The organism is Pseudomonas sp. Pseusp97 (genome assembly GCF_047304025.1).
Classification (GTDB): domain Bacteria; phylum Pseudomonadota; class Gammaproteobacteria; order Pseudomonadales; family Pseudomonadaceae; genus Pseudomonas.
The window spans coordinates 1-16,130 of record NZ_JBGLYK010000129.1; the positions used below are offsets into that span (position 1 = coordinate 1).

Annotated in this window: 18 protein-coding genes; 7 read left to right on the forward strand and 11 right to left on the reverse strand. The window is 66.7% G+C overall.

The features are described 5' to 3' along the window. Window positions 1-157: 157 nt before the first annotated feature. Both ACCC94_RS19425 and ACCC94_RS19430 read right to left on the reverse strand, forming a co-directional pair. Window positions 158-763 carry an START domain-containing protein gene (locus tag ACCC94_RS19425; protein WP_413351126.1) on the reverse strand — a complete coding sequence of 202 codons (606 nt, stop codon included), beginning with the start codon at window positions 761-763 and terminating at the stop codon, window positions 158-160. Between the two features lie 124 nt (window positions 764-887). Then, window positions 888-1,142: a YkgJ family cysteine cluster protein gene (locus ACCC94_RS19430; RefSeq protein WP_413351127.1), complete on the reverse strand. Its 255-nt coding sequence runs from the start codon at window positions 1,140-1,142 to the stop codon at window positions 888-890. Between the two features lie 343 nt (window positions 1,143-1,485). Here ACCC94_RS19430 and ACCC94_RS19435 point away from each other — a divergent pair, with 343 nt between their 5' ends. Next, window positions 1,486-1,827 (forward strand): DMT family protein, encoded by a 342-nt coding sequence (locus ACCC94_RS19435; protein WP_413351128.1) that lies wholly within the window; start codon window positions 1,486-1,488, stop codon window positions 1,825-1,827. Window positions 1,828-1,861: 34 nt separating this feature from the next. Here the strand turns inward: ACCC94_RS19435 and ACCC94_RS19440 are convergent, their stop codons facing one another. Beyond that, window positions 1,862-2,740 carry an NAD(P)-dependent oxidoreductase gene (locus ACCC94_RS19440; protein WP_413351129.1) on the reverse strand — a complete coding sequence of 293 codons (879 nt, stop codon included), beginning with the start codon at window positions 2,738-2,740 and terminating at the stop codon, window positions 1,862-1,864. A 100-nt stretch (window positions 2,741-2,840) separates the two neighbouring features. On the opposite strand from ACCC94_RS19440, the gene ACCC94_RS19445 reads away from it, so the two are divergent. Together ACCC94_RS19445 and ACCC94_RS19450 are read left to right on the forward strand one after the other, a co-directional pair. After that, the gene (locus tag ACCC94_RS19445; RefSeq protein ID WP_017518054.1) at window positions 2,841-3,392 is read left to right on the forward strand and encodes an exonuclease domain-containing protein; all 552 of its coding nucleotides are present in this window, start codon (window positions 2,841-2,843) and stop codon (window positions 3,390-3,392) included. A gap of 111 nt (window positions 3,393-3,503) precedes the next feature. Beyond that, entirely contained in the window at window positions 3,504-3,785 is a 282-nt protein-coding gene (locus tag ACCC94_RS19450) for a pyrimidine/purine nucleoside phosphorylase (protein ID WP_413351131.1), read from the forward strand. A 140-nt stretch (window positions 3,786-3,925) separates the two neighbouring features. On the opposite strand, the gene ACCC94_RS19455 is transcribed toward ACCC94_RS19450, so the two are convergent. Both ACCC94_RS19455 and ACCC94_RS19460 read right to left on the reverse strand, forming a co-directional pair. Continuing rightward, entirely contained in the window at window positions 3,926-4,849 is a 924-nt protein-coding gene (locus ACCC94_RS19455) for a CobW family GTP-binding protein (protein WP_413351132.1), read from the reverse strand. Then, on the reverse strand, window positions 4,846-6,594 hold the full coding sequence (locus ACCC94_RS19460) for an amidohydrolase (RefSeq protein ID WP_413351133.1): 1,749 nt from the start codon (window positions 6,592-6,594) through the stop codon (window positions 4,846-4,848). Before ACCC94_RS19460 ends, ACCC94_RS19455 begins: the two co-directional genes overlap by 4 nt. Before the next feature lie 112 nt (window positions 6,595-6,706). On the opposite strand from ACCC94_RS19460, the gene ACCC94_RS19465 reads away from it, so the two are divergent. Further along, on the forward strand, window positions 6,707-7,753 hold the full coding sequence (locus ACCC94_RS19465; RefSeq protein ID WP_413351134.1) for an AraC family transcriptional regulator ligand-binding domain-containing protein: 1,047 nt from the start codon (window positions 6,707-6,709) through the stop codon (window positions 7,751-7,753). A 299-nt stretch (window positions 7,754-8,052) separates the two neighbouring features. Here the strand turns inward: ACCC94_RS19465 and ACCC94_RS19470 are convergent, their stop codons facing one another. Both ACCC94_RS19470 and ACCC94_RS19475 read right to left on the reverse strand, forming a co-directional pair. After that, complete coding sequence (locus tag ACCC94_RS19470; protein WP_413351135.1) at window positions 8,053-8,469, reverse strand: VOC family protein; 417 nt, start codon at window positions 8,467-8,469, stop codon at window positions 8,053-8,055. Window positions 8,470-8,486: 17 nt separating this feature from the next. Further along, complete coding sequence (locus ACCC94_RS19475) at window positions 8,487-8,912, reverse strand: YciI family protein (RefSeq protein WP_413351136.1); 426 nt, start codon at window positions 8,910-8,912, stop codon at window positions 8,487-8,489. 241 nt (window positions 8,913-9,153) lie between these two features. Here ACCC94_RS19475 and ACCC94_RS19480 point away from each other — a divergent pair, with 241 nt between their 5' ends. Together ACCC94_RS19480 and ACCC94_RS19485 are read left to right on the forward strand one after the other, a co-directional pair. Further along, entirely contained in the window at window positions 9,154-9,804 is a 651-nt protein-coding gene (locus ACCC94_RS19480; protein ID WP_413351137.1) for a hypothetical protein, read from the forward strand. 72 nt (window positions 9,805-9,876) lie between these two features. Further along, complete coding sequence (locus ACCC94_RS19485) at window positions 9,877-10,344, forward strand: YbaK/EbsC family protein (protein WP_413351138.1); 468 nt, start codon at window positions 9,877-9,879, stop codon at window positions 10,342-10,344. Window positions 10,345-10,520: 176 nt separating this feature from the next. Here the strand turns inward: ACCC94_RS19485 and ACCC94_RS19490 are convergent, their stop codons facing one another. The 4 genes from ACCC94_RS19490 to ACCC94_RS19505 form a co-directional block, all read right to left on the reverse strand. Next, entirely contained in the window at window positions 10,521-11,417 is an 897-nt protein-coding gene (locus ACCC94_RS19490; protein ID WP_413351140.1) for a DMT family transporter, read from the reverse strand. Window positions 11,418-11,464: 47 nt separating this feature from the next. Next, on the reverse strand, window positions 11,465-12,733 hold the full coding sequence (locus ACCC94_RS19495) for an NAD(P)/FAD-dependent oxidoreductase (RefSeq protein ID WP_413351142.1): 1,269 nt from the start codon (window positions 12,731-12,733) through the stop codon (window positions 11,465-11,467). Further along, window positions 12,730-13,836 carry a polyamine ABC transporter substrate-binding protein gene (locus ACCC94_RS19500; RefSeq protein ID WP_413351144.1) on the reverse strand — a complete coding sequence of 369 codons (1,107 nt, stop codon included), beginning with the start codon at window positions 13,834-13,836 and terminating at the stop codon, window positions 12,730-12,732. Before ACCC94_RS19500 ends, ACCC94_RS19495 begins: the two co-directional genes overlap by 4 nt. A gap of 105 nt (window positions 13,837-13,941) precedes the next feature. After that, complete coding sequence (locus ACCC94_RS19505) at window positions 13,942-15,240, reverse strand: NAD(P)/FAD-dependent oxidoreductase (protein WP_413351145.1); 1,299 nt, start codon at window positions 15,238-15,240, stop codon at window positions 13,942-13,944. A gap of 148 nt (window positions 15,241-15,388) precedes the next feature. Between ACCC94_RS19505 and ACCC94_RS19510 the strand changes: the two genes are divergently transcribed. Further along, a partial coding sequence (locus ACCC94_RS19510) for a LysR family transcriptional regulator (RefSeq protein ID WP_413351147.1) occupies window positions 15,389-16,130 on the forward strand: 742 nt, incomplete at its 3' end.

A 16,130-nucleotide genomic window follows, 5' to 3' on the forward strand; every position in this document is an offset into this window, starting at 1 on the left:
GTAGGAGCGAGCTTGCTTGCGAACGGATTTCCCGGCTATGCCGGCGTCAAGCGGTTCGCGAGCAAGCTCGCTCCTACGAAGAGCCTCACCGACGCGCACGACAGGAATGAAAAAGCCGCCCGAAGGCGGCTTTTTCGTGGGGCAACGACAGCGTCTATTACTTCTCGGCAGCGCTGCGCAGGCCCTTCAGGGTGTTCATCGGCGCATCGACCACGAAGCTGTTGGCCAGCCAGGACGGAATGCTGCCACCCGGCTCGGTCTGCACCTGGTAGGTCACTTCGGTCACGCCGGCGCCCTTGGGCACCAGCTTCCACTCGCCGATCAGCTTCGGCACGCGGATTTCGCCCTTCTCTTCCGGGATATAGGTCGGCTCGGCCTTCAGGTGACGGATCAGGCCGCCATCAGCGGTCTTCTCGGTGGTCACGTGGATCACCACGTCGCGACCGGTCACCGGCCAGGGCATGTCGATCTTCGAGTAGGTCCAGGAATCGTCGCCTTCGTGCTTGAGCAGGCGCATCTCGGCGCACGCGTGGATCCACTTGCAGGAGCCGGCCACGTCCTCCTGCAGGGCGTTGATCTTGGCCACATCGGCCTTGATGTCGACGACGCCACGGTAGGCCTTGTACTTGGAGCCCGCCACGGGGCTGAGGAAGACCTTCACACCGTCGTCTTCCTTCTCCAGCTTCCAGTCTTCAGCCAGGGCAGTACCGGCAAAGCCCATCACGGCAGTGGCCAGCAGGGTCATACGCAATACACCACGCATCGTCTTACCTCTCTTTATTCTTGATCTTGTGGGGGCCGGCAATCGCGCCGCCCCTTTGCAATCCGCGGTCTTGAGCGGGTCGGGGCGTCAGTATGGACCGCGAAAACGTGACTTCCAAGTCACATCAGGCAGCAGTGATGCGTTCCCACTCGGTGAGTATCCGCAGGGCCTGCTCGTTGCTGCTGCCGCAGGCATCGGCGTCCGCATCGAAGGCCGCGCAGACCTTTGGACGCCGCGAGTCGCCGAATAGTTTGCACAGATTGCGTTCGTCCAGTTGCACGCAGCGCACACCGGCCGGCTTGCCGTCTGGCATGCCGGGGATGGGCGAGGAAATCGACGGCGCGATGCAGCAGGCGCCGCAGCCGATACGGCATTCCATGGATGAACTCTCTATGGGCGATCGACAAGCAGAGGGGGAAAAGCCCGGCAGCCCTGCTTGCACAGCCGCCGTCAGAAATTGGCCGCCGAGCATATAGCCCGCCGGCCATTCCGCCAAGCTGGCCGGATCAGCGGGAATTCCCGCCACCGCCAGCGCATCAGCGCCGGCCTGGCGGCTTCGAACAGGCGATCACGCCAGACCGGGGCCGGCGCGCCGGATGCCTGCAATCCCAGCGTCAATCCCCCCGCTCGCGTCGATCAGGAACAGGATCGCTCCGGCGCCCCTTGGCTGTCGGGCGGAGCTCCACTAGGCTCACGCACAGTCCCCCACTGGAGCCTCTGCCATGCCGGTCTGGCTGCAAACCGCCGTTCTTCTGTCGCTTTCCAATCTGTTCATGACCTTCGCCTGGTACGGCCATCTGAAGACCCTGAACAGCAAGCCGTGGATCATCGCCGCGCTGGTCAGCTGGGGCATTGCGCTGTTCGAGTACCTGCTGCAGGTACCGGCCAACCGGATCGGTTACACGGTGATGTCGGTGGGGCAACTGAAGATCATGCAGGAAGTCATCACGCTGGCGGTCTTCGTGCCATTCAGCGTGTACTTCATGCAGCAACCTCTGAAGCTCGACTATCTCTGGGCCGGCTTGTGCCTGTTGGGCGCGGTGTACTTCATCTTCCGCGCCTGAAGCGAACCAGGCGCTACTCGCAGGAAGGAACGACTCAGGACTCCGGCGAGTCCTGAAGGCGGGTGATCAGGCTCGAGGTATCCCAGCGCCCGCCACCGGCGGCCTGCACCTCGGCGTAGAACTGGTCGACCAGCGCCGTCACCGGCAGCTTGGCGCCATTGCGGCGAGCCTCATCGAGCACGATGCCCAGATCCTTGCGCATCCAGTCCACCGCGAAGCCGAAGTCGAAGCGACCTTCCAGCATGCTCTGGTGACGGTTCTCCAACTGCCAGGATTGCGCGGCCCCCTTGCTGATCACCTCCATCGCCGCCATGCCGTCGAGGCCGGCGCTCTGGGCGAAGTGCAGCGCCTCCGACAATCCCTGCAGCAAACCGCCGACGCAGATCTGGTTGACCATCTTGGTCAGCTGGCCGCTGCCCACCGGGCCCATGCGCCGCACCATGCGTGCGTAGGTCGCGATCACCGGCTCGGCGCGGGCGTAGATATCGGCATCGCCACCGACCATCACCGTCAGCGCGCCATTCTCGGCGCCGGCCTGGCCACCGGAAACCGGCGCATCGAGAAAGCCCAGCTCACGCTCGGCCGCCGCTACCGCCAGCTCACGGGCCACTTCGGCGGAAGCGGTGGTGTGGTCCACCAGCACGGACCCGGGCTGCATGCCGGCCAGTGCGCCCTCCTCTCCCAGCACCACGCTACGCAGGTCGTCATCGTTACCCACGCAGCACATCACGAAGTCGGCCCATTGCGCCGCCTCACGCGGGGTCTGCGCCGCACGGCCGCCGAACTGCCGGCCCCACTGCACGGCGCGGCTCGCGGTACGGTTGTAGACGCACACCTCATGCCCTTCGCGGGCCAGATGCCCGGCCATGGGGTAACCCATCACGCCCAGGCCGATGAATGCCACTTTCGCCATCGCGGTCCCCTTGTCAGCAGAAGGCGCTCAGCCTAGCGCGGTTTGCCGGTCGCGCAAACGCCTTCCATACTCGATCCGAACCCAACCACGAGCACCGACTATGCCCCACTGGCTGGTGATCGATCTGGAAGCCACCACCGAGGAAGGCGGCTGGCCGGTCGAGGAAATGGAGATCATCGAAATCGGCGCGAGCCTGGTGGCCGAGGCCGACGGGCGCGAGCTGGACCATTTCCAGCGGTTCGTCCGCCCGCAGCGGCGCCCGCTGTTGACGGCCTTCTGCCGCGAACTCACCCACATCACCCAGGCCAACGTCGATGCCGCCGCACCGCTGCACGAGGTCTGGCCACAGTTCGAACGCTGGCTCGCCCAACACAGCCCACGCCTGGCCGGCTGGACCAGCTGGGGCGACTACGACCGCCATCAGCTCGAGCTGGAATGGCGCCGCCAGCACCTGGACAGCCACCTGTCCCGCGTGCCCCACGTGAACCTCAAGCAGCGCTTTGCCCAGGCCCGCCAGCTCAAGCGCCCGGTGGGCCTGAACGCCGCGCTGCACCTGGCCGGGCTGCACTTCCAGGGCCAGCCTCATCGCGCCCTGGAAGACGCCCGCAATACCGCTCGCCTGCTACCGCTGACACTGCCCGTCGCCGGCTGACAGCACTCATCCATCACTGACCGCACGGTCGCCGGCCTCGCTCTAGTGACGGGGCCTGCGGCCTTGGGCATACTGGCGGGCCCTTTTTCACCCCTCTAGCAGGAGAAGCCCATGTTCAAGGTCAACGAGTACTTCGACGGCACCGTCAAATCCATCGCCTTCGACATGGCCGCAGGCCCCGCCACCATTGGCGTGATGGCTCCCGGCGAATACGAATTCGGCACCAGCCAGCTGGAGGTGATGCACGTCGTCGCCGGCGCGCTGACCGTCAAGCTGCCGGGCAGCGACAACTGGGAAACTTTCGAAGGCGGCAGCAACTTCACCGTGCCGGCCAACAGCAAGTTCCAGCTGAAAGTCGCCCAGGACACCGCCTACCTCTGCGAATACCGCTGAGTTCGGTGCGTGATGAAAAACCGGCCCTGGTGGCCGGTTTTTTGTTGCCCGCAGATCGGCCTGCCCTTGTAGGAGCGAGCTTGCTCGCGAAGCTTTTCCCGGCAGTCCTGCGCTGAGGCGGTTCGCGAGCAAGCTCGCTCCTACCAAGAGCTGAAGCAGGTCTGCAGGCCAGCTTCGAGATCCGCCCGCAACCCCGCATCCTTCTCCGCGATGAACACCAGCCGCGAGCCCTGCGCCGCCTCGGCCATCGTGGCCGGGCGCAGCTGATAGCGTCCGCCCACATACTGCAGCCAGACCGCCTCGCCCTGCCCGGCCAGGCGGATCAGTCCCTTGAGACGCAGCAGGCCACGCGGCAGGCTTTCCAGCCAGCCCTTCAAGCGCACACCCTCAAAGGCCGCCTCGCCCTGCCAGCTCCAGCTGTCGAACAGCTCGCCATGGTCGATGCCTTCCTGCGCATGGGGCCGGAGCTTGCGCGATGGCTCACCGAGCAGCAGCTCATCGGGAATCTGCGCCTGGATGGTCTCCAGCACCCTCGCGCCATGCCCAAAGCGCTCACGCTGTCTGGCGCGCTCGTCGACGTCCAGCAGGTCGCACTTGTTCAGCAGCAACAGGTCCGCCGCTGCCGCCTGCATGCGCTCCAGCCGGGCGTACTCGCCTTCGAGCGGATCGCGCCGAGCGCCGTCGACGACGGTGAGCACCGCGTCCAGATGCAGGCGCCGGCGCAGTTTCGGGTAGCCCAGCGTCTGCACGATACGCTGCGGGTCGGACACCCCGCTGCATTCGATCACCACCTGTTCCAGCGGCGGGTGCATGTTTGCCAGGCGCTCCAACTGGGCCAGCAGGTCATCCTGCACACTGCAGCAGATGCAGCCATTCTCCAGGCTGTATACCGCCTCGGTCTGCTCGGCGATCATCCCGGCGTCGATGTTCAGCTCGCCGAAGTCATTGACGATCACCGCCAGGCGCCGGCCTTCGCAGCGCTCCAGCAGGTTACGCAGCAACGTGGTCTTGCCCGCGCCGAGGAAGCCGGCGACCACCGTCACCGGGATGCTCGCGGCGTTCATGCGTTGACGCCTTCGATGCGCGGCGGCTCGCCCTGCCACACTGCAGCCAGGGCCGTGTCGCTGAACTGGCCAAGGCGGTCGTACACCGGCCGCCCCTCGACGAAGGTGAGCTGCACCTCGGTGCGATGGATGAAGTTGCGCGCCGGCTGCGCGAAGAGGTTGCGGTCGAGGACGATGAAGTCCGCCGACTTGCCCGCCTCCAGGCTGCCGGTGAGCTTTTCCAGGCCCATGGCATAGGCGCCATTGAGCGTCGCCACGCGGATCGCCTGCTCCAGGCTGATCGGCTCGCCGAAGCAGGCCGGGTCGTCATTCCAGGGGTTCTGCCGGGTCACCAGGGTTTCCAGCGCCAGCCAGGGGTCGATGGACGCCACCGGCCAGTCCGTGCCGAACACCGCGATGCCGCCGGCGGCCAGCACGCCCTTGAAGTCGTAGATGCGCTTGAGCCGGTCCGCGCCGTAGCCCGAGCGCGCGCCGCTGGCAAAGGGCGTCGGGTACCAGGCCGCCGGGGAGAACTCCGCGATCACTTCCAGCTCGCGGAAGCGCTTGAGGTTGCCCGGATGCAGGATGGTGCTGTGCGCACACTGGTGGCGCACGCCGCTGAAACCGTTGCGCCGGCGCGCCTCGGCCACCGCGTCGAGGAACACATCGGACGCCGCGTCGCCGGTGCAGTGGGCGATGACGCGGATGCCACGGCGGTCCATGTCCACCACCATGTCGGTGATGTGCTCGGGCGTCAGGTTGAGTTTGCCGCGCCAGGCGTCCTCACCTGGCCAGGGTGTAATCAGGAAGGAAGAGCGCGGCTCCACCGTGCCGTCGAAGTGGAACTTCACCGCATTCGCCGACAGCCGCGAGCTGCGGTAGTAATGACGCTCGCCGCTGAGCAGCTCCCAGCGGCGACGTACCGGGAAGATGTCGTCCTGCCAGCTGATCGCCGCCTCCACGCGCAGGGTCAGTTGCCCGGCATCGTCGAGGTACTTCAGGGCGTCCAGGCGGTTTTCGCAGACATGCAGGTACTTGGCCGCCGTGACCCCGCGCGAGCTCTGGAAGTGCACGCCCTCGCGGTAGGACTGGCGCAGCACCTTGGCCGGGGTCGGCGGCATGGCGGCGTGGATCAGCGCATAGGCGCCATCGATCATCAGGCCGTTGGGTTCGCCGGTCAGTTCGTCGCGCTCCAGGTAGCCGTTGCGCGGGTCGGCGGTGCTGGCATCGATGCCGGCCAGCTCCAGCGCGCGCGAGTTGACCATCATGGTGCCCCACATGCGGTCGAGCAGCGCCACGGGGCGATCCGGCAGGATGCTGTCGAGCCACTCGCGGCCCGGCTTCAGCCCGGCCTCGCGGAAGGTGTAGCGCACCCAGTACTGGCCGTAGACCCAGCCGTCGCCGGGGTGGCTGTCGGCGTAGTCGCGAATGGCTTTCGCCAATTGATCCGGGGTCGGGTCCTCGATGCCGACGTCCAGGTCGTCGGCGTAGCGCGGATTGAGTGCCAGGTCCGGGTGGGTGTGCATGTCGTGCAGGCCGGGCATGCAGAACGCGCCTTCAAGGTCGCGCACCAGCGTCTCCGGGCCGATCAGGTGCTCCATGTCCTCGTGCCGGCCTACCGCCAGCAACCGGCCATCGCGGATGGCCACGGCCTCGGCCCAGGGCTGGGCGGGATCGAGGGTATAGAAGCAGCCGTTATGCAGCAGCAGTTCAGCGAAGCGGTCGCTGGGGGAATGGGAGGAGCGGAAACGGTCCGGAGCGGTCATGGCAGGCCCTTGTTGTTCTTGTTCGTGGAAGCAGTATAGGGCTCGGCTTAGGGTCACCGATTAGCATAAGATGACAACTCACTAGCACAAGACGACAGCTTGAGGCTGAGCCATGCCGACCGCGTCCTTCGACATCGATTACGCCGCCCGCCAGTTGTTCCGCCACTTCCTCGACGAGTGGCGCGCCCGGCCCACCCTGCCGCCGCTGGCGCCTTTGCTGGGTGGACTCGGGCTGCCCGGCAACAGCGAAGAGGCGGCTGCCGGGATGAACTTCGCCCGCTATTACCGGCTGTTGCAGCAGGCCGCCGGGCTGCTCGGCCCGAGCGAGTTCTTCCTGCGCCTGGGCCAGCGCTACAACCTCTATGACCTGGGGGTGATCGGCTACGCGCTGATCAGCGCGGCCAATCTGCGGCGCTCCTGGGACATCTCCCTCGGCCAGCCGTCGAGCCTGATGCCGCACCCGATCCACACCCAGCGCGAGGCAGTCGGCGAGCACATCCGACTCACGCTGCAGCTGCCGCCCTTCGGCGAGGTGGAGCGCATCGCCCTCTGCGAGGAATGGCTGAGCAGCACCTGGCGCTGGCTGTGCCAGCGCCTGCCGGACCTGGAAACCTGCGCCGGCATGCAGCTGCACCTGCCCTACCCGCCGCCAGCCCATGCGGACTTGTACGGCGAACTCTTCCCGGGCCCCTGCCGCTTCAATGCCGAGCAGGCCCAGCTGTGGATACCGAAGGCATTCCATGACCAGCCCTTCTCCACCGCCAACCCGTCGGTGAGCCGGCTGTGCCAGGCGCAGGGCGCAGCGACCCTGGCCAGCTTCGAGCGTGGCCACGCGCTGCCGGACGATGTGCGCTATTACCTGCTGCAGAATGCGCGCATCCCACTGCCGGACCTGGCGCAGACCGCCGCCTGGCTGCGCCTGCCCCCACATACGCTGCAGCGCCGGCTGCGCGAGCATGGGCTGAGCTTCAAGGCAATAGTGCTGGAAGTGCGCATGGCGCTGGCCCAACGCTATCTGCTGGCCAGCCGGATGGCCCTGCAGGAGATCGCCTTCCTGCTCGGCTACGAACACGTCACCAGCTTCCACCGGGCTTTCCAGCGATTCACCGGGACGACGCCGGAGCGTTTCCGCGTCAATGGAGGAAAAGAGCAGCCGTAGGGCGGATAACGCTGTCGCGTTATGCGCCCTACGCGCCCACCCGCGTAAAACAATCGCGGACAGAGTCCGCTCCTACCTGAAAGATTGTGCCGAGGCATGCCCTCTCCCCCGCCCGAGCCAGCTGACGCCTTGGTTTCAACCTGCACCATACGGTCCCCTCTCCCTTCGGAGCGGGGCGCGCAGCCAGGGTTAGGGAGAGGGCAAATCCAAAGCTCGAACTATCAGAAGAAGACAGTTGCCCCTACGCAGGGGGTTCTGCGTAGGAGCGGACTCCGTTCGCGATCGGGTCGCCTGTATGCTCAGGCTTCCTTCTCGCAATTGATCATCCACGGCACCCCGAAGCGGTCTTCAACGGCGCCAAACAGCTCGGCCCAGAAGGTCTGCTCCAGCGGCATGGCGACCTTGCCGCCCTTGCCGAGGGCTTCGAAGAGGCGCCGCGCCTCGGCCTTGGTGTCGACATTGAGGGTAATCGACACGCCCTTCACGCCTTCGTACTGACCGCATTGCGGCGAGGCGTCCGAGCCCATCAGCACGTGGCCGTCCACTTCCAGGCGCACATGGATCACCCGGTTCTTCAGCGCCTCGGGCATGTCCTCGCAGCCCGGTGCGTCGGAGAAGCGCATCAGAGCCGGCAGGTCGGCGCGCAACACTTCGGCGTAATAATGGAAGGCTTCTTCGCAGTTGCCGTCAAAGACCAGGTAGGCATTCATCAACATGGCGGTGTCCTCCAGATTCAGGATTTGCTGGCGATTTCGGCGCGCAGGCGTTCTTCCTGCTCGCGCAGTTCAGGGGTGAATTCGGCGCCGAAGTCCTCGGCCTCGAAAATCTGTCGGATCTCGATCTCGGACTCGCCGTCGAACGGGTTGGGCGAGCGCTTGACCCAGTCGATGCACTCCTGCAGCGACGCGGTCTGCATGATCCAGAAGCCGGCGATCAGCTCCTTGGTCTCGGCGAACGGGCCGTCGATCACCTGCCGCGACGCGCCGTCGAAGCGCACCCGCGCGCCTCTCACGCTGGGGTGCAGGCCTTCGCCAGCCAGCATCACTCCGGCCTTCACCAGTTCCTCGTTGTAGGCCCCCATGGCGGCGAGCAGCTCTTCCTTGGGCATCACACCGGCTTCGGAGTCGGCGGTGGCTTTGACGATCACCATGAAACGCATGGTCTTTCTCCTCTTGTTGTCATCTTCAGCGTGGCGGCCGGTTGCTTCCGGTTCCTGACTAATAGTCGAAGGGCGTGACGGCAGATCGACAGGCCAGGCGAAATTATTTTCGAGCGGTCTTGCGGGGGCCTTGAGCATAGGTCGCGCGGAAGCTCCCAGCCGGCGATATGGGAAAATTCGCTCTGGACGCACCGGCTTGGCGCCATTAGAACGTGCCGCTCAGCAAACTCCAGGCACTCCCATGCAGGTCCAGCTCATCCCCGTCGTTGAATTGTTCTATCTGGTCGACTCCGTTGCGCTTCCCGCCAACGGGCCTTACTGGGAGCACGTCGCAAGCTGGCGGGAATACCATGAGCGCAACCTGCGGGCCAACGGCTTCAGCCCGCGGCTTCGGCCCTACCTGCCGGGCAGTGCGTTCCATCGCATTGCCGACCTGAGCGACGCGGACATCTCGCGCCTGATCCGGTTGCACTGCGCCGAGGGCCTGAAAGGTTCGGCGGACTGGCGACAGGTTCCGCCCCTCTCCGGCGGCTATGTACTGCGGGTCGGCGCCGTCGACGTGCTGTTCCCGCAATGCTGCAGCGACCTGGGCGACCTGCGGAGCTGGAAGCGCATCGCCGCCGGCAAGGGGGCCTACCTGTACAGCGGACATCCCTCGCCCGATATCAACCAGCACAACCAGTCCGCCAGCTTCGACTTCAACGGGCCGGGCGAGGCCTTCACCCCGCCGCCGCCCCTGCATTCGGTCACCGTGCCGCTGTCCATGCTGACCCAAGCCGTGCAGGCGGCCGACCGCGAACTGAGGATATTCGCGGCCCGCCTGGAGCTGCTGAACGCCAACCATTCCCTCGGCATACCCGGCATCGAAGCCCTGCTCATCCACGGACACTGACATCCCGCTCTGGACAGCTGCGGCCGTGCTCCCTAGATTCAGTCCTTTTCGCACGACACGGAGCATCGCCCCATGAGCCTGGAATCGGTTCGCGCCTTCTTCGCCGAAAACGCCCCCGACATTGCCATCATCGAGCTGGAAACCAGCACCGCCACCGTCGCCCTGGCCGCCGAGGCCCACGGCGTGGAACCGGGCCGCATCGCCAAGACCCTGTCCCTGCGGGTAGGCGAGCGCACCGTGCTGGTGGTCGCGCGCGGCGATGCACGGCTGGACAACCGCAAGCTCAAGGAAGCCTTCGGCGGCAAGGCCAAGATGCTCGGCGCCGAGGAAGTGGTGGAACTGACCGGGCATCCGGTAGGCGGCGTCTGCCCGTTCGGCCTGGCGACACCGCTGCCGGTGTATTGCGATGTGTCGCTGCAGGCCTTCGACGAGGTGCTGCCGGCAGCAGGCGCGGTGCACAGCGCAGTGCGGATCGAGCCGCAGCGCATGGCACAACTGGTGGCGGCGGATTGGATCGATGTTTGTCAGGAATTGGCCTGACCCTCGATACCGCGCCCTGTAAAGCAGGTGGAAGCGCCCCAGTCCATGCCCGCCGCCCGTGAGCGAGCGCATCGCGCCAGCGCCCGCCGGTGATACCGAGCCATCCGCGACGGATTTCGCGGACAAGGTCCGCTCCTACCTGCAGTTTCGCACCGGGGTCCGCCCTGTTCCCCGCCTCACACCACCGCACCTTCCGCTGGCTGCTCCAGCACCGCCACCACGGCGCTGCCGACGATCAACAGGATACCGACCAACGACAGCAGGCCGAGCACCTCGCCCCAGATCACGTAGCCGAACAGGCTCGCCCAGATGATGCTGGTATAGGTGTACGGCGCCAATGTGGCGGCATGGGCGCGGCGCACGGCGATGGTGAACAGCAGTTGGCCAAGGGTCGCGAGCAGCCCGACGGCGAGCATGAAACCAAGGTCCGGCAGGCTCGGCGTGCTCCAGGAAAACGGCAGCGTGGCGCCCATGACCAGGGTGCCGACCACGGTGAAATACAGCACCGTGGTGGTGGAGTCGTCGGTCTCGCGAATGCGGCGGATCTGGATCATCGACAGCGCGCCGAAGACGGCGCTGGCCACCAGCAGGCCAGGCCCGAGCAGGCTGGCCTCGGCGTTGTCCGGCTTGACCACCATCAGCACGCCTATGAAGCCCAGCACCGCCGCCAGCGCATTGCGCGGCAGCAGGCGTTCGCCCAGCAGCAGCGGCGCCAGCACTATCACCAGCAGGGCTTCGGAATAGGCGATGGATATGGCCTCGCTCAGCGCCACGTAGGGCAGCCCGGCGAAGAACAGCGCAGAAGAGCCCAGCAGCGTCACCGCGCGGATGCTCTGCCCGCGCAGGTCCAGCTGCCGCCAGCGCTCGGCCAGCGGCCGGCCGCGCAGGCAGAGGAGGAAGGCCGGTAGCACGCCGAAGGCCATGCGGAAGAAAGTCACCTCGTTGGCCGGGTACTTCAGCGCCACCACCTTGGCCAGCGCATCGACCACGGCGAAACAGAACATCGACAACAGCATCAGGCCAACACTGCGCAAGGCATGACTGCGGTGGGCGGCGAGGGTCAGCTGGGGCATGTCGTGTTCTCCTTGTTTCCGGGTGAAACCCGGTGGTGGATGGAAGCTCAGCGCGCGCTGAAGCGACTGGCGAGGAACGGCGTTACCGGTACGCTGGTGGCGACACCGCTGGCCTGCTCGGCAAGCAGTTGGCCGGTGATCGCGCCCAGCGTCAGGCCGACGTGGCCGTGGCCGAAGTTGTAGAAGACCTGCGGCAAGCGCCGGGACGGACCGAGCACCGGCATACTGTCCGGCACAGAGGAGCGAAAGCCCATCCACTGCGATACCGGCTCGTGCTGCAGGCGCAGGAAGCGCCGCGCGCCACGGGTCAGGTAGCGATATCGTGCCGGGCTCGGCAGCGCATCCAGCCCGGCGAACTCCACCGTGCCGGCGATACGCAGGCCCTGGGCCATGGGCGTCATGTAGAACCCGCCGGCGCCCCAGCACACCGGGCGATTGAGCACCTGCCCGGCGTGGCCGAAGAGCACGTGGTAGCCGCGCTCGGTGTCCTGCGGGACGGCATCGCCCAACTGGTCCACCAGGGTGCGCGACCAGGCGCCGGTGCACAGCCCCACGCGGTCGGCAGCCACTCGCTCGCCGGTCGTCAGCTGCGCCAGCACCGCGTCCCTGCCCTGCCCCGCGGACTCGAGGCCCAGCAGTTCGCCACGGCGGAATTCACCGCCCGCGGCGATGAAGCGATCGAACAGCCGCAGGCTCAACGCATACGGATCGAGCGTGCGACTCACGCCGGGCAGCTCCACTGCGCAGGCCGCGCGGGCGTTGAGCGCGGGTTCCAGTTCGCGCAGCTCGGGGCTCTCGACGAAGCGGATCGGCACCTCGAAGCGCCGGTGGTAATCCACCATGGCCTGCGCGTCGCCGCGTTCGTGGGCTTCGAAGATGTACAGCGAGCCATCGTGGCGGATCAGGTCGTTGGCGCCGGCTTCGTCGAACAGCCCCTGCCACGCGTCCATGCAGGGGCGCAGCAAGGTGTTGAGATCCCGCCCGATGGCTTCCACCCGATCTCGCCGCGAGGCGGCCAGGAATTGCAGCAGCCAGGGCGCGATGCGCGGCAGGTAGGCCGGGCGGATCGCCAGCGGGCTGTCCGGGCGCAGCAGCATGCCCGGCGCCTTGCGCCAGATGCCGGGCGTGGCCACCGGCTCCACCGAGTAGGTGGCGAAGGTGCAGGCATTGCCGAACGAGGTGGCAAGGCCCGGCGGATTGCGGTCCAGCAGGGTCACGCGAAAATCGCGGCGTTGCAGTTGCAGCGCGGTGGCGAGGCCCACCACGCCGGCACCGACCACCAGGGCGTGGCGGCGCAGGTCGTTGGGCTGGGTCATTTGCCGCTCATCACTCGGGTCCACAGGCGGGTGCTCATGCGCATCCCGGACGGCGACAGGGTCTTGATCGGGAACAGGGTGCCGAGCACTTCCTGCGGCGGGTAGACGGCCGGGTTGTTGCGCAGTTCGGGGTTCACATACTGGGTCGCGGCGGCGTTGCCGTTGGGGTACTGCACGGCATTGCTGATGTTGGCGATCACTTCGGGTTGCAGCAGGTAGTTCATGTAGGCATAGGCGTTTTCCAGGTGCGGCGCGCCCTTGGGAATGGTCACGGTGTCCACGGCGATGGTGCTGCCTTCGCGCGGCAGGCTGTAGCCGATCTTCACGTTGTTGCCGGCCTGCCTGGCCGTGGTCATGGCCTGCAGCACGTCGCCGCTGAAGCCGATGACGACGCAGATGTCGCCGTTGGCCAGGTCGCTGACGTACTTGGACTGATGGAAGTAGCGGATCGAGGGGCGCACCGCCTGCAACGCGGCTTCGGCGGCCTTGAAGTCGTCCGGGTTCTGGCTGGCCGGGTCGCGGCCGAGCACCTTGAGGGTGATGGGCACCATCTGGGTGGCGTTGTCGATGACCGCGATGCCGCACTGGGCGAGCTTTTCCGCGTTCTTCGGATCGAACAGCAGCTGCCAGCTGTGGGTGACGTCGGTGTTGCCGAAGATGGCCTTGATCTTGTCCTCGTTGTAGCCGATGCCGACGGTCACCCAGAGGTAGGGAATGGCGTAGCGGTTACCCGGATCGTTGGCCTCGAGGATCTTCATCAGCTTGGGGTCGAGGTTCTTCCAGTTGGGCAGCTTGCTCTTGTCCAGTTCCTGGATGGCGCCGGCCTTGATCAGGCGCGGCAGGAAGTGGTTGGACGGGCTCGCCAGGTCGTAGCCGCTGGCGCCGGTCATCAGCTTGGCTTCGGTGGTCTCGTTGCTGTCCACCAGATCGTAGGTGGTCTGGATGCCGGTCTGCCGGGTGAAGTTCGCCAGCGTGTCGTCGGCGACGTAGCCGCTCCAGTTGGCGATGGTGACGGTCTGCGCCGCCTGGGCTCTGCCGGCCATTGCTGCCAGTGCGAGGCCTGCCAGGGTGAAGCTGGCCAGAGTCTTGAAACTAGTGATCATGCTGCCCTCGGATTCTTGTTCTGGGAAAGGTTTTTGGGGACGGTTTTTTGGAATGGTTTTTGGGGATGGTTTGTGCAGATGGTTGTGCTTGGGTAAAGCGATGCGTCAGGCCTCGGCGCGAGCGCGCCGAACTTCCCAGGCGATACGCAGCGAGGCGCCGATATCGAAGAACGGACTGGGCGGCAGGTAGCCGGGGCTGGCCTGCGCCAGCACGTCGGCCAGCACGGGCGAGCTGTCGCCGGCAGCCATTTCCGCCAGCAGGCGGCCCCACAGGGTGCCGCGCGCCACGCCCGAGCCATTGCAGCCGGCCACGGCATGCAAACCCTGGTCGACACGGGCGAAATACGGCTCGCCGGAACGGGTGCCGCTCAGGTGACCGGTCCAGGTGTAGGCGATGTCGGCTTCGACTATGCCGGGGAAGCGCTTCTGCAAACCGGCCAGATGACGGCGGCGACGCTCGGCCAGCGCGTTGTTGTCGAGGTCGCGGTGGCGGTACTCGACGGTGTTGCGGATCAGCAGCCGACGCCCCGGCAGCAGGCGCACGGTGCCGCCACCGGCCAGTGGCGCGAGTACGCCCCACTGGCGCTCGCCGAATAGCGACTGCCAGCGCGGTTCGTCCAGCGGGCGTGTAATGCTGGCACTCAGCTCCAGCGGGAAGGCGCCGCTATCGTGCAGGCCGGCGCGGGCGATGAAGGCACCCAGGCAAACCAGCACCTGCGGTGCATGGACTTCGCCCTGGGCGGTACGTGCGACCCAGCCCTGGCCACTGCGGCGCAGATCCGTCACTCCGCTCTGCTCGAAGACTTGCACCGACGCCGGCAGGTTCTCCGCCAGGCCTTTCACATAGCACCCCGGTTGCAACAGCGCGTTACCGTCGGCGCAATGAATGGCCCGCGCGTAGAAGGCACTGCCGAGCCGCCGCTCCAGCGCGGTGCCTTCGTAGTAGCTAGCGTTGGCGCCGACCGAGGCCAGCGTGGCGAGGATGCCGTCGACATCGCCCAGGTGCTCGGGCCGGTGCGCGGCGAAGTGATAGCCGTCTTCGAAAAGCTCGCAGTCGATGTCCAGCGCGGCGATGCGCTCGCGGACTTCCCGCGCCGCTGCGATGCCAATGCGCGAGGCGACCTGGTACGCAGCGTGGCCGGGCTGCCCGAGGCGTTCGCTGGCGGCAGGCAGTTCATGGGCCACGACAAACCCGGAATTGCGCGCCGAGGCGCCCTGGGCAATGCGCTGGCGCTCCAGCAGTAGCACGCGCTGCTGCGGGAAACGCGCCGCCAGCGAGTGGGCGGCAGACAACCCGGTGATGCCGCCACCGATGATCAGCCAGTCCGCCCGCTGGGTGCCGCCCAATGTCGGCCGCGCGGGCAGCTCGCCTGCCAGGGCGATCCAGCCACAGTGATTGTTCATTGCCCGGCACTCCTTCACAATCCATGCGCCGGGCGTATCCAAGCGATCTCCCCGATGGCGCGTCATGACCAGAATCTACGGGGATCTGCGCGGCGGGCGCCAACGCTGATTTTTCATCCTTCCATTCGCAAAACGCATAGATATCCGCATGGACAAACTGCTTCGCGTTCCCTCCCTGCAGGCACTGCAGGCGCTGGTGCAGGTCGCCGAATCGGGGAGTTTCACGGCCGCGGCGCAACAGCTGCACCTGACCCAGAGCGCCATCAGCCGGCAGGTGCAGCAGCTGGAGGAGTACTACCGCGTGCCGCTGTTCGACCGCACCAGCCGCAAGGTGGCGCTGACCGATGCCGGCCGCGAGGTACACGCGGTGGCCGAGGGGATGCTGCAGCAGCTGCTGCGCCTGGAGCAGCGACTCGCCCCGGCCTCGGCGGAGCGGCCCTTCCGCATCCGCATCTTCGTTTCGCTGGCGGTACGCTGGCTGCTGCCGCGCCTGAGTTCCTTCTACTCGCGGCACCCGGAGCTGTGCCTGTCCATCGAGACGGTGGGCGGCGATGTGGTGGACGACGGCGGCGACTGCGACGCCTACGTGCTCTACCTGCCTCACGGCAGCGATCCGCAGGGCCGCACGCTGATGCCGCTGTACGACGAATACCTGATCCCGGTCTGCGCCCCGCGCCTGGATGACGGCCAGGAGCCGCCGCGCTCGCTGGAGGAACTGGCGCGCCACGCGCTGATCCACGCCTCCAGCGGCGGCCTGGAGTGGCCGCAGTGGCTGCGCGCCCAGAGCGCACCGCCTCCCACGGCCTTCAAGCACATGCTGTTCAACCTCGACGACCTGGCGCTGGACGCCGCCGCCCGTGGCCTGGGCGTGGCGATGACCGACCGGCTGC

Excerpts from the sequence above, each read along its gene's own strand:
- ACCC94_RS19425 (WP_413351126.1), bottom strand. The coding sequence starts at position 763 with ATGCGTGGTGTATTGCGTATGACCCTGCTGGCCACTGCCGTGATGGGC.
- ACCC94_RS19430 (WP_413351127.1), bottom strand. The coding sequence starts at position 1,142 with ATGGAATGCCGTATCGGCTGCGGCGCCTGCTGCATCGCGCCGTCGATT.
- ACCC94_RS19435 (WP_413351128.1), top strand. The coding sequence starts at position 1,486 with ATGCCGGTCTGGCTGCAAACCGCCGTTCTTCTGTCGCTTTCCAATCTG.
- ACCC94_RS19440 (WP_413351129.1), bottom strand. The coding sequence starts at position 2,740 with ATGGCGAAAGTGGCATTCATCGGCCTGGGCGTGATGGGTTACCCCATG.
- ACCC94_RS19445 (WP_017518054.1), top strand. The coding sequence starts at position 2,841 with ATGCCCCACTGGCTGGTGATCGATCTGGAAGCCACCACCGAGGAAGGC.
- ACCC94_RS19450 (WP_413351131.1), top strand. The coding sequence starts at position 3,504 with ATGTTCAAGGTCAACGAGTACTTCGACGGCACCGTCAAATCCATCGCC.
- ACCC94_RS19455 (WP_413351132.1), bottom strand. The coding sequence starts at position 4,849 with ATGAACGCCGCGAGCATCCCGGTGACGGTGGTCGCCGGCTTCCTCGGC.
- ACCC94_RS19460 (WP_413351133.1), bottom strand. The coding sequence starts at position 6,594 with ATGACCGCTCCGGACCGTTTCCGCTCCTCCCATTCCCCCAGCGACCGC.
- ACCC94_RS19465 (WP_413351134.1), top strand. The coding sequence starts at position 6,707 with ATGCCGACCGCGTCCTTCGACATCGATTACGCCGCCCGCCAGTTGTTC.
- ACCC94_RS19470 (WP_413351135.1), bottom strand. The coding sequence starts at position 8,469 with ATGTTGATGAATGCCTACCTGGTCTTTGACGGCAACTGCGAAGAAGCC.
- ACCC94_RS19475 (WP_413351136.1), bottom strand. The coding sequence starts at position 8,912 with ATGCGTTTCATGGTGATCGTCAAAGCCACCGCCGACTCCGAAGCCGGT.
- ACCC94_RS19480 (WP_413351137.1), top strand. The coding sequence starts at position 9,154 with ATGCAGGTCCAGCTCATCCCCGTCGTTGAATTGTTCTATCTGGTCGAC.
- ACCC94_RS19485 (WP_413351138.1), top strand. The coding sequence starts at position 9,877 with ATGAGCCTGGAATCGGTTCGCGCCTTCTTCGCCGAAAACGCCCCCGAC.
- ACCC94_RS19490 (WP_413351140.1), bottom strand. The coding sequence starts at position 11,417 with ATGCCCCAGCTGACCCTCGCCGCCCACCGCAGTCATGCCTTGCGCAGT.
- ACCC94_RS19495 (WP_413351142.1), bottom strand. The coding sequence starts at position 12,733 with ATGACCCAGCCCAACGACCTGCGCCGCCACGCCCTGGTGGTCGGTGCC.
- ACCC94_RS19500 (WP_413351144.1), bottom strand. The coding sequence starts at position 13,836 with ATGATCACTAGTTTCAAGACTCTGGCCAGCTTCACCCTGGCAGGCCTC.
- ACCC94_RS19505 (WP_413351145.1), bottom strand. The coding sequence starts at position 15,240 with ATGAACAATCACTGTGGCTGGATCGCCCTGGCAGGCGAGCTGCCCGCG.